General features: G+C 63.1%; 16 protein-coding genes and 1 pseudogene. 8 read left to right on the top strand and 9 right to left on the bottom strand.

Annotation, left to right across the window (positions count from 1 at the left end; translation table 11 throughout):
• Positions 1-38: 38 nt before the first annotated feature.
• The 3 genes from ACH2DG_RS18230 to ACH2DG_RS18220 form a co-directional block, all read right to left on the bottom strand.
• A complete protein-coding gene (locus tag ACH2DG_RS18230) occupies positions 39-752 on the bottom strand; it encodes a LuxR C-terminal-related transcriptional regulator (protein ID WP_395027852.1) in 714 nt (237 codons plus the stop codon).
• A 527-nt stretch (positions 753-1,279) separates the two neighbouring features.
• Complete coding sequence (locus ACH2DG_RS18225) at positions 1,280-2,587, bottom strand: alpha/beta hydrolase family protein (RefSeq protein WP_395027851.1); 1,308 nt, start codon at positions 2,585-2,587, stop codon at positions 1,280-1,282.
• A gap of 88 nt (positions 2,588-2,675) precedes the next feature.
• Positions 2,676-5,066: a Tex family protein gene (locus ACH2DG_RS18220; RefSeq protein WP_395027850.1), complete on the bottom strand. Its 2,391-nt coding sequence runs from the start codon at positions 5,064-5,066 to the stop codon at positions 2,676-2,678.
• 280 nt (positions 5,067-5,346) lie between these two features.
• On the opposite strand from ACH2DG_RS18220, the gene ACH2DG_RS18215 reads away from it, so the two are divergent.
• Together ACH2DG_RS18215 and ACH2DG_RS18210 are read left to right on the top strand one after the other, a co-directional pair.
• Entirely contained in the window at positions 5,347-6,480 is a 1,134-nt protein-coding gene (locus ACH2DG_RS18215; RefSeq protein ID WP_395027849.1) for a DUF72 domain-containing protein, read from the top strand.
• A gap of 245 nt (positions 6,481-6,725) precedes the next feature.
• Positions 6,726-7,211 carry a hypothetical protein gene (locus ACH2DG_RS18210; protein WP_395027848.1) on the top strand — a complete coding sequence of 162 codons (486 nt, stop codon included), beginning with the start codon at positions 6,726-6,728 and terminating at the stop codon, positions 7,209-7,211.
• A 7-nt stretch (positions 7,212-7,218) separates the two neighbouring features.
• On the opposite strand, the gene ACH2DG_RS18205 is transcribed toward ACH2DG_RS18210, so the two are convergent.
• Both ACH2DG_RS18205 and ACH2DG_RS18200 read right to left on the bottom strand, forming a co-directional pair.
• Complete coding sequence (locus tag ACH2DG_RS18205; RefSeq protein WP_395027846.1) at positions 7,219-7,368, bottom strand: hypothetical protein; 150 nt, start codon at positions 7,366-7,368, stop codon at positions 7,219-7,221.
• A 1,151-nt stretch (positions 7,369-8,519) separates the two neighbouring features.
• Positions 8,520-8,732: a hypothetical protein gene (locus tag ACH2DG_RS18200; RefSeq protein ID WP_395027844.1), complete on the bottom strand. Its 213-nt coding sequence runs from the start codon at positions 8,730-8,732 to the stop codon at positions 8,520-8,522.
• Between the two features lie 45 nt (positions 8,733-8,777).
• Here ACH2DG_RS18200 and ACH2DG_RS18195 point away from each other — a divergent pair, with 45 nt between their 5' ends.
• Entirely contained in the window at positions 8,778-9,509 is a 732-nt protein-coding gene (locus ACH2DG_RS18195; protein ID WP_395027872.1) for an IPTL-CTERM sorting domain-containing protein, read from the top strand.
• A gap of 137 nt (positions 9,510-9,646) precedes the next feature.
• Positions 9,647-10,696, top strand: coding sequence for a glycosyltransferase family 2 protein (locus ACH2DG_RS18190; RefSeq protein ID WP_395027842.1), 1,050 nt, complete (start codon positions 9,647-9,649; stop codon positions 10,694-10,696).
• Between the two features lie 139 nt (positions 10,697-10,835).
• Here the strand turns inward: ACH2DG_RS18190 and ACH2DG_RS18185 are convergent, their stop codons facing one another.
• Complete coding sequence (locus tag ACH2DG_RS18185; protein WP_395027841.1) at positions 10,836-11,810, bottom strand: Bug family tripartite tricarboxylate transporter substrate binding protein; 975 nt, start codon at positions 11,808-11,810, stop codon at positions 10,836-10,838.
• A gap of 38 nt (positions 11,811-11,848) precedes the next feature.
• Complete coding sequence (locus ACH2DG_RS18180; RefSeq protein ID WP_395027840.1) at positions 11,849-12,844, bottom strand: bile acid:sodium symporter family protein; 996 nt, start codon at positions 12,842-12,844, stop codon at positions 11,849-11,851.
• Positions 12,845-13,022: 178 nt separating this feature from the next.
• On the opposite strand from ACH2DG_RS18180, the gene ACH2DG_RS18175 reads away from it, so the two are divergent.
• From ACH2DG_RS18175 to ACH2DG_RS18160, 4 genes are all read left to right on the top strand, one after another.
• Complete coding sequence (locus tag ACH2DG_RS18175; RefSeq protein WP_395027838.1) at positions 13,023-13,949, top strand: LysR family transcriptional regulator; 927 nt, start codon at positions 13,023-13,025, stop codon at positions 13,947-13,949.
• A gap of 124 nt (positions 13,950-14,073) precedes the next feature.
• Positions 14,074-14,610, top strand: coding sequence for a superoxide dismutase family protein (locus tag ACH2DG_RS18170; RefSeq protein ID WP_395027836.1), 537 nt, complete (start codon positions 14,074-14,076; stop codon positions 14,608-14,610).
• A 165-nt stretch (positions 14,611-14,775) separates the two neighbouring features.
• Positions 14,776-15,423, top strand: a complete 648-nt coding sequence (pdxH, locus tag ACH2DG_RS18165) for a pyridoxamine 5'-phosphate oxidase (protein ID WP_395027835.1) — start codon at positions 14,776-14,778, stop codon at positions 15,421-15,423.
• 23 nt (positions 15,424-15,446) lie between these two features.
• Positions 15,447-16,004 (top strand): GNAT family N-acetyltransferase, encoded by a 558-nt coding sequence (locus tag ACH2DG_RS18160; protein ID WP_395027833.1) that lies wholly within the window; start codon positions 15,447-15,449, stop codon positions 16,002-16,004.
• Positions 16,005-16,015: 11 nt separating this feature from the next.
• On the opposite strand, the gene ACH2DG_RS18155 is transcribed toward ACH2DG_RS18160, so the two are convergent.
• Together ACH2DG_RS18155 and prpE are read right to left on the bottom strand one after the other, a co-directional pair.
• Positions 16,016-16,966 carry an AEC family transporter gene (locus ACH2DG_RS18155; RefSeq protein WP_395027831.1) on the bottom strand — a complete coding sequence of 317 codons (951 nt, stop codon included), beginning with the start codon at positions 16,964-16,966 and terminating at the stop codon, positions 16,016-16,018.
• A 94-nt stretch (positions 16,967-17,060) separates the two neighbouring features.
• A pseudogene (gene prpE, locus ACH2DG_RS18150) lies at positions 17,061-17,738 on the bottom strand (propionyl-CoA synthetase); the annotation flags it as partial.

Below are 17,738 nucleotides of genomic sequence, written 5' to 3'. Positions count from 1 at the left end.
CCTCGCCAGCCCACGCGTTCTGTGTTCTGCACAGATCGCTAGATCAAGCCCCGCAGCATGGCGCTTTGCACGGCCTGGGCGCGCGAGCGTACCTGGAGCTTGCGGTAGGTATTGCGGATGTGGGTGTTGACCGTCATGTGGCTGATCTGCAGGAGCGACGCAATCTCCAGGCTGGTATTGCCGTTGGCGACCATGCGCAAAACATCGAGTTCGCGCGCCGACAGCTGGCTTGCCGAGGTCTTGGGAACGTCTGCCAGGCTGGTTGGTGCCTGCCGCACAGGTTCGGGCCGATTCAACAGGCGCTTGACCAAGTGAGGCGTGATGGCGGCCCCGCCGTTGGCCACCTGCAGGATGGACTGCGCATAGGAGCCAAACCACGAGTGCTTGAGCAGATACCCCGATGCGCCCAGTTCCAGTGCGCGGCGGATGTGGTCTTCCAGATCGGATGCGGTACACACGATGGACTGGCTGCCCGGCTTCTGGGCAGCGGCCAGTTCCAGCAGCAACTCGCCGGAGCGATCGGTGAGGTTCAGATCGACGATGAGCACGTCGAAATCGGCGGCGCGCACCAGGCGCTTGCCGTCCTTGAAATTGAGTGCGCGGCCTACCACCTGGATGCGTTCGTCCAGTGCAAGCTCTTGCAGCAGCACGTTGACAAAGTGGATGTCATCGTCGATCACGATGGTGCGGACAGGCTTGTCACGCTGTCCCACCAGAAAGGACGGCCACATGGAAGGCGGATTGTTGAACATCTCGAATCCGTTGTCCTTGTAATCATCTTGCGGAGCAAGAACCTCTGTGCCCTCCAATGGCTCTGGATATATTTGGGTCATTGTTTTACTCGTCCCACCTGCCCGCCGGGCAGCCAGCGACAACGCGATGGTATGCATGGACGCACGCCTGGAACATGGCGCTGCGAAGGCGGGCAAAGGGACTGGGATTGGCGTTTTGCAGTATTTACACTTGCATACTATCAATATTCAAACTCAATCTCAATCCAAGAATTGATAAATATTAAACATATTAAACACGCGCCTGTTACACCACCCGGGGTGACAGGTGCTTGCAGGCGCAGGATGTGTGTAAGCCTGGCAACACTGTGCGGGCCGTGTGCCCGGACATTCGGGTACCGGGGTGGCATGGCGCGCCCGGCGCCAATACCCGGAAAGCAAAAACGGCACCACCCCGGCAAAGGGATGGCGCCGTTTGGCGGTCTTGCTGCGTTGCTGGCTGCTGGCCGGGTTGGGCCTGTGCCTGCTTGTGCGCGGTCGTGGTTTATCTATGGCAGCGGGGCTGTGGATTCGAGCTTGGGATCTTCGCCCATGGCCAGTTGCGCGGCAATGCGGCGGGTGATCGGCTGCAGCACCGAGAAGTGGTTCAGCCCCGCCACCTGCACACAGTGCACGTGTTCTGACTTGCGCGCCTTGCATAGCTGGGATTGCGCGTCCATGTTCGACGGTGGATTGGCGCCTTCGATGATCCAGGTGGGCGCCTTGATGGCGTGCAGCCAATGGATGGGCGCGCGCAGGCGCTGCTCTTCGCTGCCCAGCCTTTTCCAGGCCACCGGCAACTGGCTGGAGGTGTAGGTGGACGGATCGGCGACCGGACCGAACGCAAAGACGCCCTGCACCGGCAAACCGGTGCCAGCCACGAGCAGCGCCAGTGTGGCGCCGGTGCTGTGGCCGCCCAGGTAGATGCGGGTGGGGTCCACATACGGCAGCCGGGCTGCAAACAGCACGGCGGCGGTCACATCGTCCACCTCACCCCAGAAGTACTCGCGCTGGCCCGGGTTGGTGTTGCCGCCTCGCAGGGTGGGAAACATCATGACCATGTCGGCCTTGCGGAAGGCGCTGGCACTCTGGTCGTTGCCGGGCGCGCCTTCGGTCCAGAAGTCGTCCAGGGTGTTGCTGTCGCCGCCGGTGAGCCAGATGATGACGGGGTGGCGTTTACCGTCCTTGGGGTTGGGGGTGACAAAACCGGCCAGCGGCATGCCGCCACTGTGGTAGGTGACGGGCACAAACAGCTCTGCAGGTGGCTTGGGCAGCGGTTTGGCAGCGCCGCCAGCGCCCGGCAGCAGCACATGGGCGACCTGGGTGGTCTTGCCTTCGCGCGCCTGCCCCAGGTTCTGCAGCGTGATGCCGCCCTGCGCCACCTGCTGGGCCACGGCCTGCTCCAGTTCGGCCTGGAGCTTTTGCTCCAGCGCGCGGCGGCTTTCGTTGGCATCGCGCTCGGCCTTGCTGCGGGCGCGCTGCGCCAGGTATTGGTCGTGCGCACGCATGGCTTCGCGGGTGATGCAGCGGCGGCCCTGGTCAACGGCAAAGCCCTCTTCGTTGGCTTTGTCCAGTTGCGGGAGGGTCAGTTTGACGGTGTGGCAAAACGGCTCCGACTCCGGCGCGGCCTGTGGTGGCCACACCAGCGGAGCCGACTGCTCGGCCTGCGCCTTGTTTTTGACCTGGCCGAGGGAGGTCCAGCCCCGGTAGCCCATCTTGATCCCTGCCATGAGGACGACCACCAGCACCAGCAGCATGCCCATGGCCATGCGGCCCTGGCTTTTGTTTTTGTTGTTTTCGTTGTTCCTGTTTCTCATAACCCCTCGATACATCTGACCCTGTAGACCATAAAAAAGCCGCAAGCCCCTTGCGGAGCTTGCGGCGCTGGTCGCGTCCTGACCTCGATTATTTCTTGAGGCCTTGCAGTTTGGCAAATGCAGATGCCATGGCACCCTGCTGTGTGGGCTGGTTACCACGCTGGGGCTGGGCATAGCCGTCCCGGCCGCCGCCGCGATTGCCGCCGTAGCTGTTGCCCCGGCCTGCGCTTTCAAAGCGGTTGTCGCGCGGGCCATCGCGTCTGGCGGGGGCTGCGTCGAGCTTCATGGTGAGGCTGATGCGCTTGCGGTCCACATCAACTTCCAGCACCTTGACCTTGACGATCTGGCCGGTCTTGACAACTTCGCGGGCGTCTTCGATGAACTTGTGGCTCATCTGGCTGACGTGGACGAGGCCGTCCTGGTGCACGCCCAGGTCGACGAAGGCGCCGAACTGCGCCACGTTGCTGACCGTGCCTTCGAGCGTCATGCCCTCGCGCAGGTCCTTGATGTCTTCCACGCCATCGTTGAAGCGGGCCACCACGAAGTCAGGGCGCGGGTCGCGGCCGGGCTTTTCCAGCTCGCCCAGGATGTCCTTGATGGTGATGGCGCCAAACTTTTCGTCGGCAAACTGTTCGGGCTTGAGCGACTTGAGCACCTCGCCACGGCCCATGATCTCGCCGATGGGCTTGCCGGTCTTGACGATGATCTGCTCGACCACCGGGTAGGTTTCGGGGTGCACGCCGGTCACATCGAGCGGGTTGTCGCCACCGCGAATGCGCAGAAAGCCCGCTGCCTGCTCGAAGGTCTTGGCGCCCAGGCCTGCCACTTCCATGAGCTGCTTGCGGTTCTGGAAGCTGCCGTTGGCATCGCGCCAGCGCACCACCGACTTGGCCACCGAGCCCGACAGACCCGAGACGCGGGAGAGCAGCGGAGCCGAGGCCGTGTTCAGATCCACGCCCACGGAGTTCACGCAGTCTTCGACCACGGCGTCGAGCTGGCGCGCGAGTTCGCTCTGGTTCACATCGTGCTGGTACTGGCCCACGCCGATGCTCTTGGGGTCGATCTTGACCAGCTCGGCCAACGGGTCCTGCAGGCGGCGGGCAATGCTTGCCGCGCCCCGCAGGCTCACGTCGATGTCGGGCATTTCCTGGGCGGCAAATTCGCTGGCCGAGTAGACCGAAGCGCCCGCTTCGCTCACCACGACCTTGTCGATCTTCTTGTCGGCCTGGGTGGCGATCTTGATCAGGTCGGCGGCCAGCTTGTCGGTTTCGCGGCTCGCGGTGCCGTTGCCGATGGCAATCAGGTTGATGTTGTGCTTTTCCACCAGCTTGGCGAGCACGGCGAGCGAGCCTTCCCAGTCGCGGCGGGGCTCGTGCGGGTAGATGGTGGTGGTGTCCACCAGCTTGCCGGTGCTGTCGACCACGGCCACCTTCACCCCGGTTCGGATGCCGGGGTCCAGACCGATCACGGCGCGCTGGCCGGCAGGTGCTGCCAGCAGCAGGTCGCGCAGGTTGTCACCAAAGACCTTGATGGCGACTTTTTCAGCGTCTTCGCGCAGGCGGGAGAACAGGTCGCGCTCGGTCGAGAGGCTGAGCTTGACGCGCCAGGTCCAGGCCACGCACTTGCGGATCAGGTCGTCGGCCGCGCGCTTGGCGTGGCTCCAGCCCAGGTGCAGCGCGATCTTGCCTTCGGCAAGGCTCGGTTGGCCGGGTTCGGGCTCCACGGGGAGCACCAGCTTGGCTTCAAGGATTTCGAGCGCGCGGCCACGGAAGACGGCCAGCGCGCGGTGCGACGGCACGCGGCCGATGGGCTCGTCGTACTCGAAGTAGTCGCGGAACTTGGCAACCTCGGGGTCGTTTTCGTTCTTGGCCTCCACCTTCTTGGACTGGAGCAGGCCTTCGTCCCACAGCCATTCGCGCAGCTTCTGCACCAGGGCCGGGTCTTCAGCCCAGCGCTCGGAGAGGATGTCGCGCACGCCGTCGAGCACGGCGAAGGTGGTCGAGAAATCGGGGCCGGGTTTGCCGTCATCCAGCGTGGTGGCGGGCTTGCAGAAAGCCTCGGCCTCTTTGTGCGGGTCGAGCGAGGGGTCGGCAAACAGCTTGTCGGCCAGCGGCTCGATGCCGAATTCCCTGGCAATCTGGCCCTTGGTGCGGCGCTTTTGCTTGAACGGCAGGTAGATGTCTTCCAGCTCCTGCTTGGTGGGGGCGTTGGCAATGGCCACACGCAGCGCGTCGGTGAGTTTGCCCTGCTCGTCGATGGCCTTGAGCACGGTGCCGCGCCGGTCTTCCAGCTCGCGCAGGTAGCCCAGGCGCTCGTCGAGTGTGCGCAATTGCGTGTCATCAAGGCCGCCCGTGGCTTCCTTGCGGTAGCGGGCGACGAACGGGACGGTGGCGCCGCCATCGAGCAATTCCACCGCCGATTTCACCTGCGATTCGGCAACCTTCAACTCCCCGGCAATCTGCGCAATGATCTTGTGCATGCTTGACTCTCGCTCCAATGCATTTCTGGCAAAGACGCCGAGTGTGCCATAGGCTGCGGCAGCTACTGGTGATAAGCACAGGGGTTATCACGCATCGCTACATTTTTGGTAGCTTGTAGCGCTTGGCAGGTGTACGCAAAGCCCCCATTTGGGCAGAATCGTAAAACAATGCGAATACGCGCTGCGCTGCAGTCTGTCCGGCAGGCTCTACACTCGGCGAGCCATTTTTGAATGTTTCACACGCCCTGCGCTGCCGTTCTCTCCATATTCGTCCTCTGCCATGTCTCGCGCAACAGATTCCACGTTCGACTTGTTTGGTGACACAAGTGCGGCCGGTCACGGTGACGCGCACCCGGCCACGCCAGACGCCCAGGCCATTGGTGCTGCTACCGCAACTGCGGCTGCAGCACCTGCCGCCCCCCGCAGCCGCGCCCAGGCCGTGGCCCCTGCCCTGCCCCTGCTGGGCGACGGGTTGGCAGAGCGCCTGCCCGCCCTGCTGCGGCTGGGCGGCTCGTCGTGGTCGTACCCGGGCTGGCAGGGGATGGTGTGGGCCAAGGCCTATAGCGAGCGCATTCTGGCGCAGCGGGGCCTGACCGCCTACGCGCAGCACCCGCTGCTGCGCACGGTCAGCATCGACCGCAGCTTTTACCGGCCACTGGCGGCATCGGAATACGCGGTGTATGCTGCCCAGGTGCCGGAGGACTTTCGCTTTGTCGTCAAGGCACCTTCTCTGGTGTGCGACGCGCAGGTGCGCGGCGAGGAAGGCCGGGGGCGCGAGGCCAATCCGGTGTTCCTGAACCCCGATCTGGCGCTGGACACCTATGTGCGCCCTGCGTGCGAAGGCCTGGGCAGCAAGCTGGGCGTGCTGCTGTTTCAACTCAGCCCTCTGCCGATGGGCCGGCTCATCCGCATGCAGCAAACGCTATCAGAACTGGAGCAGCTAGCGCTGGCTGTACAGGCACAACTGGCCAGTTTGCCTGAGGGTGCACGGCCCATTGTTGCCTATGAGGTGCGCGACCCCGACTGGCTGCGCCCTGACGTTGCGCCGCAGTTTGCCCGGATTCTGCGCAACAGTGGCGCCACCTACTGCCTGGGCCTGCACGCCAAGATGCCCAGGATTGCCGAGCAACTGCCGATGCTGCGCGCCCTGTGGCCCGGCCCGCTGGTATGCCGCTGGAATGTGAATCCGGTGTTCGGCCCCTATGGCTACGCCGAGGCCGAGCAGAAACTGGCGCCGTTTGACCGCATTCAGCAGCCCGACGATGCGACGCTGGAAGTGCTGGCCCGCACCATTGCCGGCATCTGCCGCAAGGGCCAGCAGGCCTATGTGACGATCAGCAACGAAGCCGAGGGCTGCGCGCCGCTGAGCATGGTGCGGCTGGCAGAGGCAGTTGCCAGCCAGCAGGCGGCATAACGCACACATTGCACACATTGCAGGCATTGCACGTATTTCCCCCAGGCAAATCTTCGGTTGCCTCTGCCGCTTGCAATCACTTGCGATGTTTTGCGCAAATTTGCGGCTTGCGGGCGGCATCCGGCTCGCATGGAGAGCGGCGAGGCCTATGATTGCCGCTTTGGCGTTGGCGCTGGCTTTGTCCCGCTGCCATTGCCATGATGGCCTGCCATGGACTGCAGGCTGCTTTCCTGATTGATTGCTTCATGCGTTACCGCACCCTCTCCCGTCTTGCCGCCACGGCGGCCATCTGCCTGTCACCGCTCACTGCCAGCCTGCCCTTGCAGGCGGCAGAGCCCAAGATCAACAACTTTGCCGTGGCCGACGCGGTGGTCAGCGTCCAGTTGTGCGGCAACCGCAACAGCGGCAGCAGCAAGTCCGCCCAGCCCTACCGTGTGGTGCTCGGCGAGCAGAACGGCCAATCGGTGCTGTTTGTGCAGTGGATGAACCAGCCCGAAGGCGCGGGCAGCTGGCGCGGAGTGGCGGCCCACACCCTGGGGTTTGCAGAAATCAACGACGACAAGGCCGGTTTGACGCTGCAGAGCCTGCGCTGCAGCGCGCAGGGCAAGGGCATCCGCATCACCGCCAATGTCCTGGGCGGCCCCAAGACGGCCAAGCGCCGCCAGATGCGGCTGGATGTGGGGCCTGCGCTGGAGAAATACGAGATCACGTTCACGCCAGCGCTCAAGTAGTGCTGGCCTACAGGATGCCCAGCGTCTTCACACCCCGGGCCCAGCGGGTGAGTTCGGCATCGATCATGCGCTGAAACTCGGCCGGGGTACTGGTTTTGGGCTCCACGCCCTGCTGGGCAAACACCTCGCGCACCTCGGTGCTTGGCCACGATGGCATCGATTTCCGCAGCCAGCCCTTCGACGCCAACATGTGCGTCTGCCCTGTACACAACGGGGCCAATACAGACAGGATGTCGTAGCCTGCCAGCCAATCTGGTCGCCCCAGGGATTGGTGGTATCCGATCCTTCACTTCTGGAGGGCACATGCAGCATGCCTGCGGGTGCAAACAAGGCGCCTACGAAAGATGCAGCGTGAAGCCCTGCACGTTGGGCCGCAGCGGAGCGCGCCTGCGACTGACTGCGAGCAGTGCTCTCAGAGCGGTTGCACAACTCCCCCAATAAAGCGCGGAAGAGCAGTTGCGTTCAGCGACATCATCGCTCTCGGTTCGCTCCAATAAATTACTAAGATTATTTCTAAATAGATTTAAATATAATTTAATTAGATATTTACTTTCATCTTAGAGCAAACAGAATAATTCTTAACATTCAATAGCTAAAAAGGAATTGAAAGTTTAATTTATCTAAGCAAAGATAGAGCAGATCAAAAAAGACCGCCCATCACCTCGAAACAGGCAATAGCTGGGCGAAATATAGTTCGCAGTTAATTTTCATATAAATAATATCATTTGCTAAAAATTTTATTTTTGAGAGATTATTTATATGAAAAGAGAGGTAGTTGCCATGAAGAAATTTGCGATGAACAAGGTTGCTGCATTGATTGCAGTATCTGCTTGCGGAGGGGCTGTACATGCCTTGCCCCTCTGTGTCAGTGGCACTGCATACACTGCTGTTGGAGACAACTCCTGCACAGTCCCGCCAAATGTTACCAGTATGAACCTTGTGGTGATGGGCGGTGACGGCGGTTATGGTTCCGCATTTTCCATCTTCGGAGGAAGCGCAGCCATATTGACTGTCACGGGCTATTCTGTGATCCCGGGTAGTACCCTGCCGATATTTGTAGGAGGGCCTGGATCAGGAACGGTCTATATGAGTGGCATTGGTAGCGGTGGTGGAGGTAGCAGCCAAGTAAATGCCGGGGCCCCAAATCAAATCATTGCCGGTGGCGGTGGCGGTGGCGGCACGCGGGGCAATGGTGGTAATGCTGGCATTACCAGCAGCAGTGGTGAGGCTCAGGTTGCGACTGCTACCGGCGGTAGTGGTGGTGGCGGCGGTATTGGCGGTGCCGGTTCAGGTCCCGGTGGTGCGGGATCAGGTGGCGCCGGTGGGAATGGCGGCCCTGCTTTCATTGGCGGTACTGGCTCTGGCAGTGGAGTCGGCGGCAACAGTACCGCTGATACCATCAGCGGCGGCGGCGGTGGTGGCTACGGAGGGGGCGGCGCCGGTAGTGGCGGCGGTGGTGGTGGCGGTGGCGGGAGTATTGGGCCAGTCGGCTCCACCACGTATCAGACTCGCCTTGGTCAAGGCTTGTCCGGAGTTGCCCAACCCGGAAGCGTTCAATTGAGCTTTGTGAATGCCGCGCCAGATACAGGCAATGGAACGGTAGGGACCGCCTCCACGCCGATTGCCAATGTGCTGGCGAACGACATCGTGGTGACTGGCGCCCCTGCGACCACAAGCAATTCGACCTTGACCGTTGTCACGCCCGCATCCAATGCAGGGGTGGTGCTGGACCCGGCAACCGGCGCGGTAACCACCACGGCTGCAGTGCTCCCTGGGATTTACACGATCACTTACCAGCTGTGCGATAAAACAGTACCTACAGTATGCGCAACCTCCACGGCAACGGTAACAGTCACTGGCGGAGCCGGCCCTCAGCCCGATACGGGCAACGCGACTGCAGGCACGGCCTCCACATCGATCGCCAATGTGCTGGCCAATGACATCGTGGATGGCGTGCCTGCGACCCCGAGCAATTCAACCTTGACCGTTGTCACGCCTGCATCCAATGCAGGGGTGGTGCTGGATCCGGCAACCGGCGCGGTGACAACCACGGCTGCTGTACCCCCTGGTACTTACACGATTACCTACCAACTGTGCGACAAGGCGACACCTGCAGTGTGTGCGACCTCCACGGCAACGGTGACAGTGGCTGCGCCACGACCTACGGGTGATGGAGTCACCAAAGTTCCAACTTTGAGCGAATACGGTTTGATGATGCTGAGCGGCCTGCTTGCCGCCCTTGGCCTGCCTCTTCTGCGCCGCCGTAAGAATCGAGATCTGAATGGCGACCCGTCCTGACTAGCCTGCCCAACGCGCTCGGTGCACCGCATCATGCGTTCGATTTGGGGCCACACGCCGCCAGCCACCGCGCGCTATCTTTCTTCAAGCCATCCATGGTGCCCTCAGCTTCTCTACCGCAGCGTATCTGCCTGAACATGATCGTCAAGAACGAGACGCCCGTGATTGAGCGCTGTCTTGCCAGCGTGCGCCCCTGGATCGATTATTGGGTGATCGTCGATACGGGTTCTATCGACGGCACACAGGCCCTGGTGCACAAGGCCATGGAAGGCGTGCCTGGCGAGTTGCACGAACGCCCTTGGAAAGACTTTGGCCATAACCGCAATGAGGCACTGCAACTCGCCCGTCCACAAGCCGACTATCTGCTGTTCATCGATGCCGACGAACAGTTGACTGTGCCCGCAGGCTTTACCTGGCCTAGGCTTACCGCAGACGGCTACTACCTGACCTGCCGGATGGATGGCCTTGAGTACCAGCGCAACGGCCTCATTGCCACCGACGTCGATTGGCGCTGGATGGGCGTGCTGCACGAATACCTTGACGCGCCACATGCCCAGCCCTGGCAACTGCTGCACGGCCCGGCAATCGATGTCTCGCACGATGGCGCACGCGCACGTGACCCGAGTACCTACCTCAAAGACGCTGCCTTGCTCGAAAAGGCGCTGAAGAACGAGCCGGATAATATCCGCTACGTTTTCTATCTGGCACAGAGTTACCGCGATGCGAGGCAACACGAAGCCAGCCTGGCACAGTACCAGCGCCGCGCTAGCATGGGCGGCTGGGAAGAAGAGCGTTGGTTCGCCCAGTTCCAGGCCGCAACACAGCTGGAAAAGGTTAGTGCCCCACCCCAGACGGTGCAGGAAGCCTACTTGTCCGCCTACGCTGCCCGGCCACAACGCGCCGAGCCTCTTTGCATGCTGGCCCGCTACTACCGCGAGCGCGGTGACTTTGCACTGGCCGCCCTGTTCGCGCTACAGGCCTCGCGCATCCCCATGCCAACCGACATTCTGTTCGTTGACACAGAGGTCTACCGCTGGCGCGCGCTGGATGAACTGGCGGTCAGCGCCTATTACACCCCCCACCGTGCGCAGGGGCGCGAGGCCTTGTGCCAACTGCTGGCTGAACAGCAATTTCCAGCTTACGAAAGGCAGCGCATTGAGGCCAACCAGCAGTTCTACGGCATGTAGACGAAACACAGTGGCCTGATCACCGCCAACATGCTGGGTGGTCCCGAGACGGCCAAGCGCCGCCAGATGCGGCTGGATGTGGGGCCTGCGCTGGAGAAATACGAGATCACCTTCACGCCAGCGCTCAAGTAGTGCTGGCCTACTGGATGCCCAGCGTCTTCACATCCCGGGCCCAGCGGGTGAGTTCGGCATCGATCATGCGCTGAAATTCAGCCGGGGTACTGGTTTCGGGCTCCACGCCCTGCTGGGCAAACACCTCGCGCACCTCGGGCTTGGCCACGATGGCGTGGATTTCCGCAGCCAGCCGCTCAATGACGGGGGCCGGAGTGCCGCCCGTCGTCAGCACGCCATACCAGGACGAAAACGCATAGCCGGGCAAGCCCGATTCGGCCACCGTTGGCACATCGGGCAAGGATTTGAGGCGCTTGGCGGTGGTGACCGCCAGCATGCGCGTCTGACCCGTGCGTACCGAGGCCAGCGCGGGTGGAATGCCGGAGAACGCCATGTCGACCTGGCCGCCCGAGAGGTCGGTGATGGCCTGCGAGTTGCCCTTGTACGGCACATGCAGCATGTCCACCTTGGCCTGCTGCGCAAACAGGGCGCCCGCCAGGTGCAGCGTGGAGCCCTGCCCGCTGGAGCCATAGCTGAGCTTGCCCGGCTGCTTGCGGGCGGCATCGATCACGTCCTTGGCGCTCTTGTAGGGCAGTTTGCTGTGGACGAGCAGCACATTCCCCGAATCGGCCACCAGGGTGACGGCCGCCAAGCCGGTGCGCGGGTCGTATGGCGGCTTGGCCATCAGACTGGGGGCCACCGTTTGCGCGCCCATCGAGCCGAGCAGCAGCGTCAGGCCATTGGCAGGCGCCTTGGCAACGATATCGGCTGCGATCAGGCCTCCCGCGCCGGGCTTGTTCTCCACCACCACGGGCTGGCCCAGGCGCTGCTGCAACTCCCTGGCGATCACGCGGGCGAGGATGTCGTTGCCGCCACCGGCTGCAAAGCCGACCACCATGCGCATGGGGCCGGAGGGGAATGCTGGCTCTGCAGCCTGGGTGCCTGTGCTCAGCGCGGCAACAGCGGCGGCCAGCAGTGCGCGGCGCGCGATAAAAGGTGTCATGCCAGGGTCTCCTTGGGCTTTTTGTCTACCTGAGTTCTTTATTTGCCTGCGGCCGCTGCAACGGCTTCGCCTTCAATCAGCTCTGCCCGCCTGGCATACCGGGCCGCGAGCACCGCGCACACCATCAGCTGCATCTGGTGGAACAGCATCAGCGGCAGCACCATCATGCCCACGGTGCTGCTGGCGAACAGCACCTTGGCCATGGGCACGCCGCTCACCAGGCTTTTCTTGCTGCCGCAGAAGACGGCGGTGATCTCGTCTTCCTTGTTAAAGCCCAGGCGCCGCGAGAGGAAGGTGGTCAAGAACAGTGCCAGAGCCAGGATGACGGCGCAGATCACCAGCAGCCCCACCAGGGTGCTTACGGATACCTGCCGCCAGATGCCTTGCACGACAGCTGCGCTGAAGGCGGTGTAGACCACGAGCAGGATCGAGCCCTGATCCACCACCTTGGTGAGCTTGCCATGGGCCTTGATGAAGGGCCCCACCCAGCGCTGCAGCAAATGGCCCAGCGCGAAGGGCAGCATGAGTTGCAGCAGGATCTTGACCACCGCATCGACAAACGAGCCGCTGGCGCCGTGCTCGGTCACGAAAATGCTCACCAGCAGCGGCGTGATGAACACGCCCAGCAAGGTAGAAGCCGAGGCACTGCAGATGGCCGCCGGAATGTTGCCGCGCGCCATCGACACAAAGGCAATGGATGACTGCACCGTGGATGGCAGCACGCACAGGAACATCACGCCCACGTAAATTTGCGGCGACACCAGGGGCGTGAGCACCGGCTTGAGCAGCCAGCCCAACAGCGGAAACAGGGCAAAGGTGCTGAGCACGATGAACAGGTGCAGGCGCCAGTGCATGATGCCGTCGAGCACCGCCTTGCGCGAGAGCTTGGCGCCGTGCAGAAAGAACAGCAGCGCCACGGCGGCGGTGGTCACCTTCTCCAGGATGGATGCGACATCGCCGGTCGCGGGGAGAAAGCTGGCCAGCAGCACGACGGCCACCAGCATCAGGGTGAAGTTATCGGGGCGGAATTTCATGCCCGCATTGGACGCCAGCGGCCACCAAAAGTAAAATTAATTTATAAGATAGATTGATGATTTTTACTCATATATCACCTCTTGGTGCAAAAAAACAAGCCATTTTGTGCGCAAGCGCTCATCTGGCAACCGTCAATTGCTATCAAATTAATAACAAACCATTCCCACACACCGAACCATGCATGTCACCCTCCGCCAACTGCAGGTTTTCATGGCCCTGGCACAGAGCCACAGCTTCAGCCAGACGGGTCAGACCCTGGGCCTGACGCAATCGGCCGTCAGCCGCGCCATGGTGGAGCTGGAAGGCCAGCTCAATGTGCGGCTGCTCGACCGCACCACACGCGAAGTGCTGCTCACCCAGGCGGGCCAGTTGCTCGCCCAGCGCGTGGCGCCGCTGCTGCAGGAGCTGGCCGACGCGCTGGACGAGGTGGCAGATGTGGGCCAGGCCGCCCGCGGTGTGGTGCGCGTGGCCAGCAGCCCTACCCTGTCGGCTGCGCTGATGCCCGCCTGCATTGCCGCCTGCAGCCGCGATCTGCCGGAGGTGCAATTGCAACTGGTGGACAGGCTCCAGCAGGAGGTGCTGGCCCAGGTGCGCAATGGCGACGTGCACTTTGGCGTGGTGGTGGAGCCACCCGAGCTGGGCGACCTGGAACACGTCACCCTGCTGCACGATCCCTTTGTGGCCGTACTGCCCGCCAGCCACGCGCTGGTACGGGGCCAGGCAGACAGCGCGGCCATCGCGCTTGGCTGGGCCCAGTTGCAGGGGCTGCCCCTGGTGCTGCTGGACCATGCCTCGGGCAGCCGCCGGCTCATGGATTCGGCCCTGCAGGCCCATGGCTGCGGGCCTGCGCATTGCCCCGTGGTGCAGGAGGTGGGCCATGTCACCACCGCCTTTCGGATGGTGGAGGCAGGTATCGGCATCAGCATCATGCCGCGCCTGGCCATTCCGCCGCAGGGACTACCGGGCCTGCTGGTGGCTGATCTGACGCCGCAGGTAGAGCGCGCCATCATGCTGGTGCGCCGCCGCCAGCGCAGCCTGCCTGCGGCGGCACAGGCGGTGTGGGACCGGATGGCTAACTTGTTGATACATCCACAACGTCAATGAGCGTCAGCTAAAGCCGCAGGACTACAAATTGATAGCAGATGGCGTGTTACAAACACCAGTTGAGGCACAGCAGGCAGCCTCTGTCTGCACTACCTTTTGAGAACCGATCACCTGGAGGAAAACCATGGCACAAACAAGCATTCGATTCGCCGCCATCGCTGGCGCTGCAGCACTGGCCGCTCTGCTGAGCGCCTGCGCGAGCACCGACCGCTCCGCGCCCGTGGCAGAAGCCATCATCAAACCCACTGCAGGCAACAACATCAGCGGCTACATCCGCTTCTACCAGGCAGGCCCGGACACCGTGCGTGTGAACGCCCAGGTCACCGGCCTGCCGCCCAACAGCGAGCGCGGCTTTCACATCCATGAAAACGGCAACTGCTCCGCGCCCGATGCCATGAGCGCAGGCGGCCACTACAACCCGACCGGTCACCAGCACGGCAAGGCAGGCCCCCAGTCGCATGTGGGTGACCTGCCCAGCCTGATGGCCGACAGCACCGGCGTTGCCACCCTCATCTATGAAACCAAGAACATCTCGATCGGCACCGGCCAGCCCAGCGATGTGAAGGGGCGCGCCGTGGTGGTGCACAAGGACAAGGACGACTTCACCACCCAGCCCACCGGCAACTCCGGCGCACGCATCGGCTGCGGCGTGATCCAGTAAGCCACTGAGCCACTTGCATTGCCATTGGCAGCATTCCGCATTGAGCGGAATGCCTGCGCGGCATGGCCACAATCACAAAGCCTGCGTGCATTGCGCCCGCAGGCTTTTGATTTGAGGCATGGCCCGCCGCGCTCTGCCCGCCGCAAAGCGGTGCACAATCGGGACATGAGCGAACTGTCCCACTCCATTGCCGACCTGCGCAAGAGCTATGAGCGCGCAGAGTTGAATGAATCCGCATCGGCCCCTGCCCCCATTGACCAGTTTGACCGCTGGATGAACGAGGCCGTGACCGCGCAGCTGCCCGAGCCCAATGCGATGACCGTGGCCACCGTGGGCGCCGATGCGCGGCCCAGCACGCGTATCGTGCTCATCAAGGGCTATGACGAGCGCGGCATCGTCTGGTACACCAACTACGACAGCCGCAAGGGCCGCGAAATTGCAGGCAACCCCTTTGCCGCATTGATGTTCCACTGGGTGGAGCTGGAGCGCGTGGTGCGCATCGAAGGCCGGGTCGAGAAAGTGAGCGATGCGGAAAGCGACGCCTACTTCAACAGCCGTCCGCTCGATTCGCGCATTGGCGCCTGGGCCAGCCCGCAAAGCCAGGTGATCGAGAGCCGCACGGTGCTCGTCACCAATGCCGCCAAGTTCGGTGCGCAGTTCATGCTCAAGCCGCCGCGCCCACCGCACTGGGGCGGTTTCCGGCTCGTGCCCGATACCTGGGAATTCTGGCAAGGCCGCAAGAGCCGCCTGCACGACCGCCTGCGTTACCGGCTGGAAGGCAGCGAATGGGTGCGCGAGCGCCTGGCTCCGTGATGGCAGCGCCCTCATCCGGTTTGATGTCCGGCGACGTAGTGGTCCGCTGGATCGGCCCGGAGGATGCGCCCGCATTCCAGGCCCTGCGCCTGTCGGGCCTGCGCGAGGCGCCCACCGCCTTTGGCTCCAGCTATGCGGAAGAGAAAGACGAGCCCGTAGACGTCGTGCGGCAGCGGCTGGTTTCCCCCGAGGGGCAGGCGCGGGAGCGCGGCATACTGGGCGCCTTCGTCAGCGGAGAGCTGGTGGGTACCATGGGCATCCGGTTATTGACCTCCATCAAGCAGCGGCACCAGTTGCTGATCTGGGGCGTGTATGTATCGCCGCAGCACCGCGGCGGCGGCATCGCCCGAGCCATGCTGGCAGAGACGCTGGCCTTTGCCAGAACGGTTCCGGGCGCCTTGCTGGTCAAGCTCAGCGTCAACGCGGGCAACCAAGCCGCGTTGCGGCTCTACCAGACGGCCGGATTTTCCGTCTACGGCACCGAGCCTGCCGCGCTGTGCATCGACGGCACGCTGCATGACGAGCATCTGATGCAATTGTGGCTGCATGCCGTGCCCGCACCATATGCGAAAGCACCGTAAAGTGCATCGCATCAGCCCGTCTTGAGCATGGGCGCCAGGGCCAGCAGAATGAGCGGAATCGTCAGCAAAGCAAGGCTGGTGGATACTGCAATGCTGGCCGTCACCTCCTCGCGCCCCACCTCGTAGCGCTGGGTGAACAGAAACACATTGGCCCCCACGGGCAAGGCTGCCGCCGTGGTCAGCACCACCAGCGGCATACCCCGCAGGCCCCAGAGCCACCCTACCGCCAGCAGCAGGGCAGGATGCACCAGCAGCTTGATGGCGGCAATGCGGCTCGCCTGCCGGGCGTAGCGGCCCACGGCGCTGTAGAACAGGGTGATGCCCACCAGCATCAGCGCAACCGGCCCCAGGGCCTGGGCCAACATGGCCAGCGGCTTGTCGAGCAGCTCGGGCAATTGCAGCCCCGTCTGGGCAAACAGCAGGCCGCAAATGATGGGCAAGGGGATGGGATGGATGATGCCGTTTTTGAGCGCCCGCCCCACCGTGATGGCCATCGAGCGGTAGCTGCGCGGCCCGCCGCTGGCTGCGTGCTGCTGGTGCATCACGGCCAGCTCAAAGACCAGGGTGGCTGCCGTCATCAGAATGAGCGCATGCACCGAGATGATGGTGAACAGCGTCACCAGTCCCTCCTGCCCAAACACCACCCCTACCAGCGGCACCCCCACCATGATGTTGTTGCTGAAGCAGTGCGCCAGCGCCCGGGCGGCCCCCAGCGTGCTGAAGCCCTGCCACAGCAGGGTTGCGGCAAACAGCAGGCCTGCTGCCGTGAAATAGACCGCAATGGTCTGCAGGTTCAGATCCTGCACGCGCACCTGGCTCATGGTGCGAAACAGCAGCGCCGGCGTCAGCACCAGAAAGACGATGTTCGACAGATCGCGCACCGACGGGGCCTTGACCCAGCCCAGGCGTCCCAGCAGATAACCCAGTGCAATGAGCAGCACCACCGGAACCAAAGACACCATCACCGCCATTGCGCACACGCCCTTCCTGTTTGCAGCGGCGATTATCGTTGCTCCCTGCGGTCACAGGGTGTTGTAGGGGTGGCGGCGGCGCCCGTCAGCCGCGCGTCATTGCCTCCACCACCTGCTGCAGCGCAGCCGGGTCTTCCATGGTGGAGAGGTCGCCAGTTTCGCGCTTTTCGGCCACGGCCTGCAGCGCACGGCGCAGCAGTTTGCCGCTGCGGGTCTTGGGCAGCATCGATACAAAGTAGACGCGTGCAGGCCGCGCCACGGCGCCCAGTTGCGCATCCACATGGTTGCAGACTGATTTTTCCAGCGCCGCGCAGGCCTGCGCGTCGCCTGCCACGTTGTTGTCGCGGGCCACGGCAAAGGCCAGCGCCACCTGGCCCTTGAGGCTGTCGGCCACGCCCACCACGGCCACCTCGGCAATGCTGGCGTGGCCCGAGATGCTTTCCTCGATCTCGCGGGTGCCCAGGCGGTGGCCTGCGACGTTGATCACGTCGTCGGTACGCCCCAGGATGAAGTAGTAACCGTCCTTGTCGCGCACGCCCCAGTCAAAGGTGTTGTAGACGAGGCGGCCGGGAATGCTCTTCCAGTAGGTGTTCACGAAGCGCTGGTCGTCGCGCCAGATGGTCATCAGGTTGCCGGGCGGCAGCGGGCCTTCGATGGCGATCACGCCCTTTTGCATGGGCTCGGTCAACTCGGCTCCCGTTTCGCCGTCGATCAGCTTGACGTTGTAGCCATACACAGCCTTGCCGGGGCTGCCAAAGCGCGA

Source organism: Comamonas odontotermitis, assembly GCF_040396735.1.
Taxonomy (GTDB): Bacteria; Pseudomonadota; Gammaproteobacteria; order Burkholderiales; family Burkholderiaceae_C; genus Comamonas; species Comamonas odontotermitis_C.
This window is presented reverse-complemented; position numbering and strand designations above follow the sequence as displayed.

Excerpts from the sequence above, each read along its gene's own strand:
- ACH2DG_RS18230 (WP_395027852.1), bottom strand. The coding sequence starts at position 752 with ATGTTCAACAATCCGCCTTCCATGTGGCCGTCCTTTCTGGTGGGACAG.
- ACH2DG_RS18225 (WP_395027851.1), bottom strand. The coding sequence starts at position 2,587 with ATGAGAAACAGGAACAACGAAAACAACAAAAACAAAAGCCAGGGCCGC.
- ACH2DG_RS18220 (WP_395027850.1), bottom strand. The coding sequence starts at position 5,066 with ATGCACAAGATCATTGCGCAGATTGCCGGGGAGTTGAAGGTTGCCGAA.
- ACH2DG_RS18215 (WP_395027849.1), top strand. The coding sequence starts at position 5,347 with ATGTCTCGCGCAACAGATTCCACGTTCGACTTGTTTGGTGACACAAGT.
- ACH2DG_RS18210 (WP_395027848.1), top strand. The coding sequence starts at position 6,726 with ATGCGTTACCGCACCCTCTCCCGTCTTGCCGCCACGGCGGCCATCTGC.
- ACH2DG_RS18205 (WP_395027846.1), bottom strand. The coding sequence starts at position 7,368 with ATGCCATCGTGGCCAAGCACCGAGGTGCGCGAGGTGTTTGCCCAGCAG.
- ACH2DG_RS18190 (WP_395027842.1), top strand. The coding sequence starts at position 9,647 with ATGATCGTCAAGAACGAGACGCCCGTGATTGAGCGCTGTCTTGCCAGC.
- ACH2DG_RS18185 (WP_395027841.1), bottom strand. The coding sequence starts at position 11,810 with ATGACACCTTTTATCGCGCGCCGCGCACTGCTGGCCGCCGCTGTTGCC.
- ACH2DG_RS18180 (WP_395027840.1), bottom strand. The coding sequence starts at position 12,844 with ATGAAATTCCGCCCCGATAACTTCACCCTGATGCTGGTGGCCGTCGTG.
- ACH2DG_RS18175 (WP_395027838.1), top strand. The coding sequence starts at position 13,023 with ATGCATGTCACCCTCCGCCAACTGCAGGTTTTCATGGCCCTGGCACAG.
- ACH2DG_RS18170 (WP_395027836.1), top strand. The coding sequence starts at position 14,074 with ATGGCACAAACAAGCATTCGATTCGCCGCCATCGCTGGCGCTGCAGCA.
- pdxH (WP_395027835.1), top strand. The coding sequence starts at position 14,776 with ATGAGCGAACTGTCCCACTCCATTGCCGACCTGCGCAAGAGCTATGAG.
- ACH2DG_RS18160 (WP_395027833.1), top strand. The coding sequence starts at position 15,447 with ATGTCCGGCGACGTAGTGGTCCGCTGGATCGGCCCGGAGGATGCGCCC.
- ACH2DG_RS18155 (WP_395027831.1), bottom strand. The coding sequence starts at position 16,966 with ATGGTGTCTTTGGTTCCGGTGGTGCTGCTCATTGCACTGGGTTATCTG.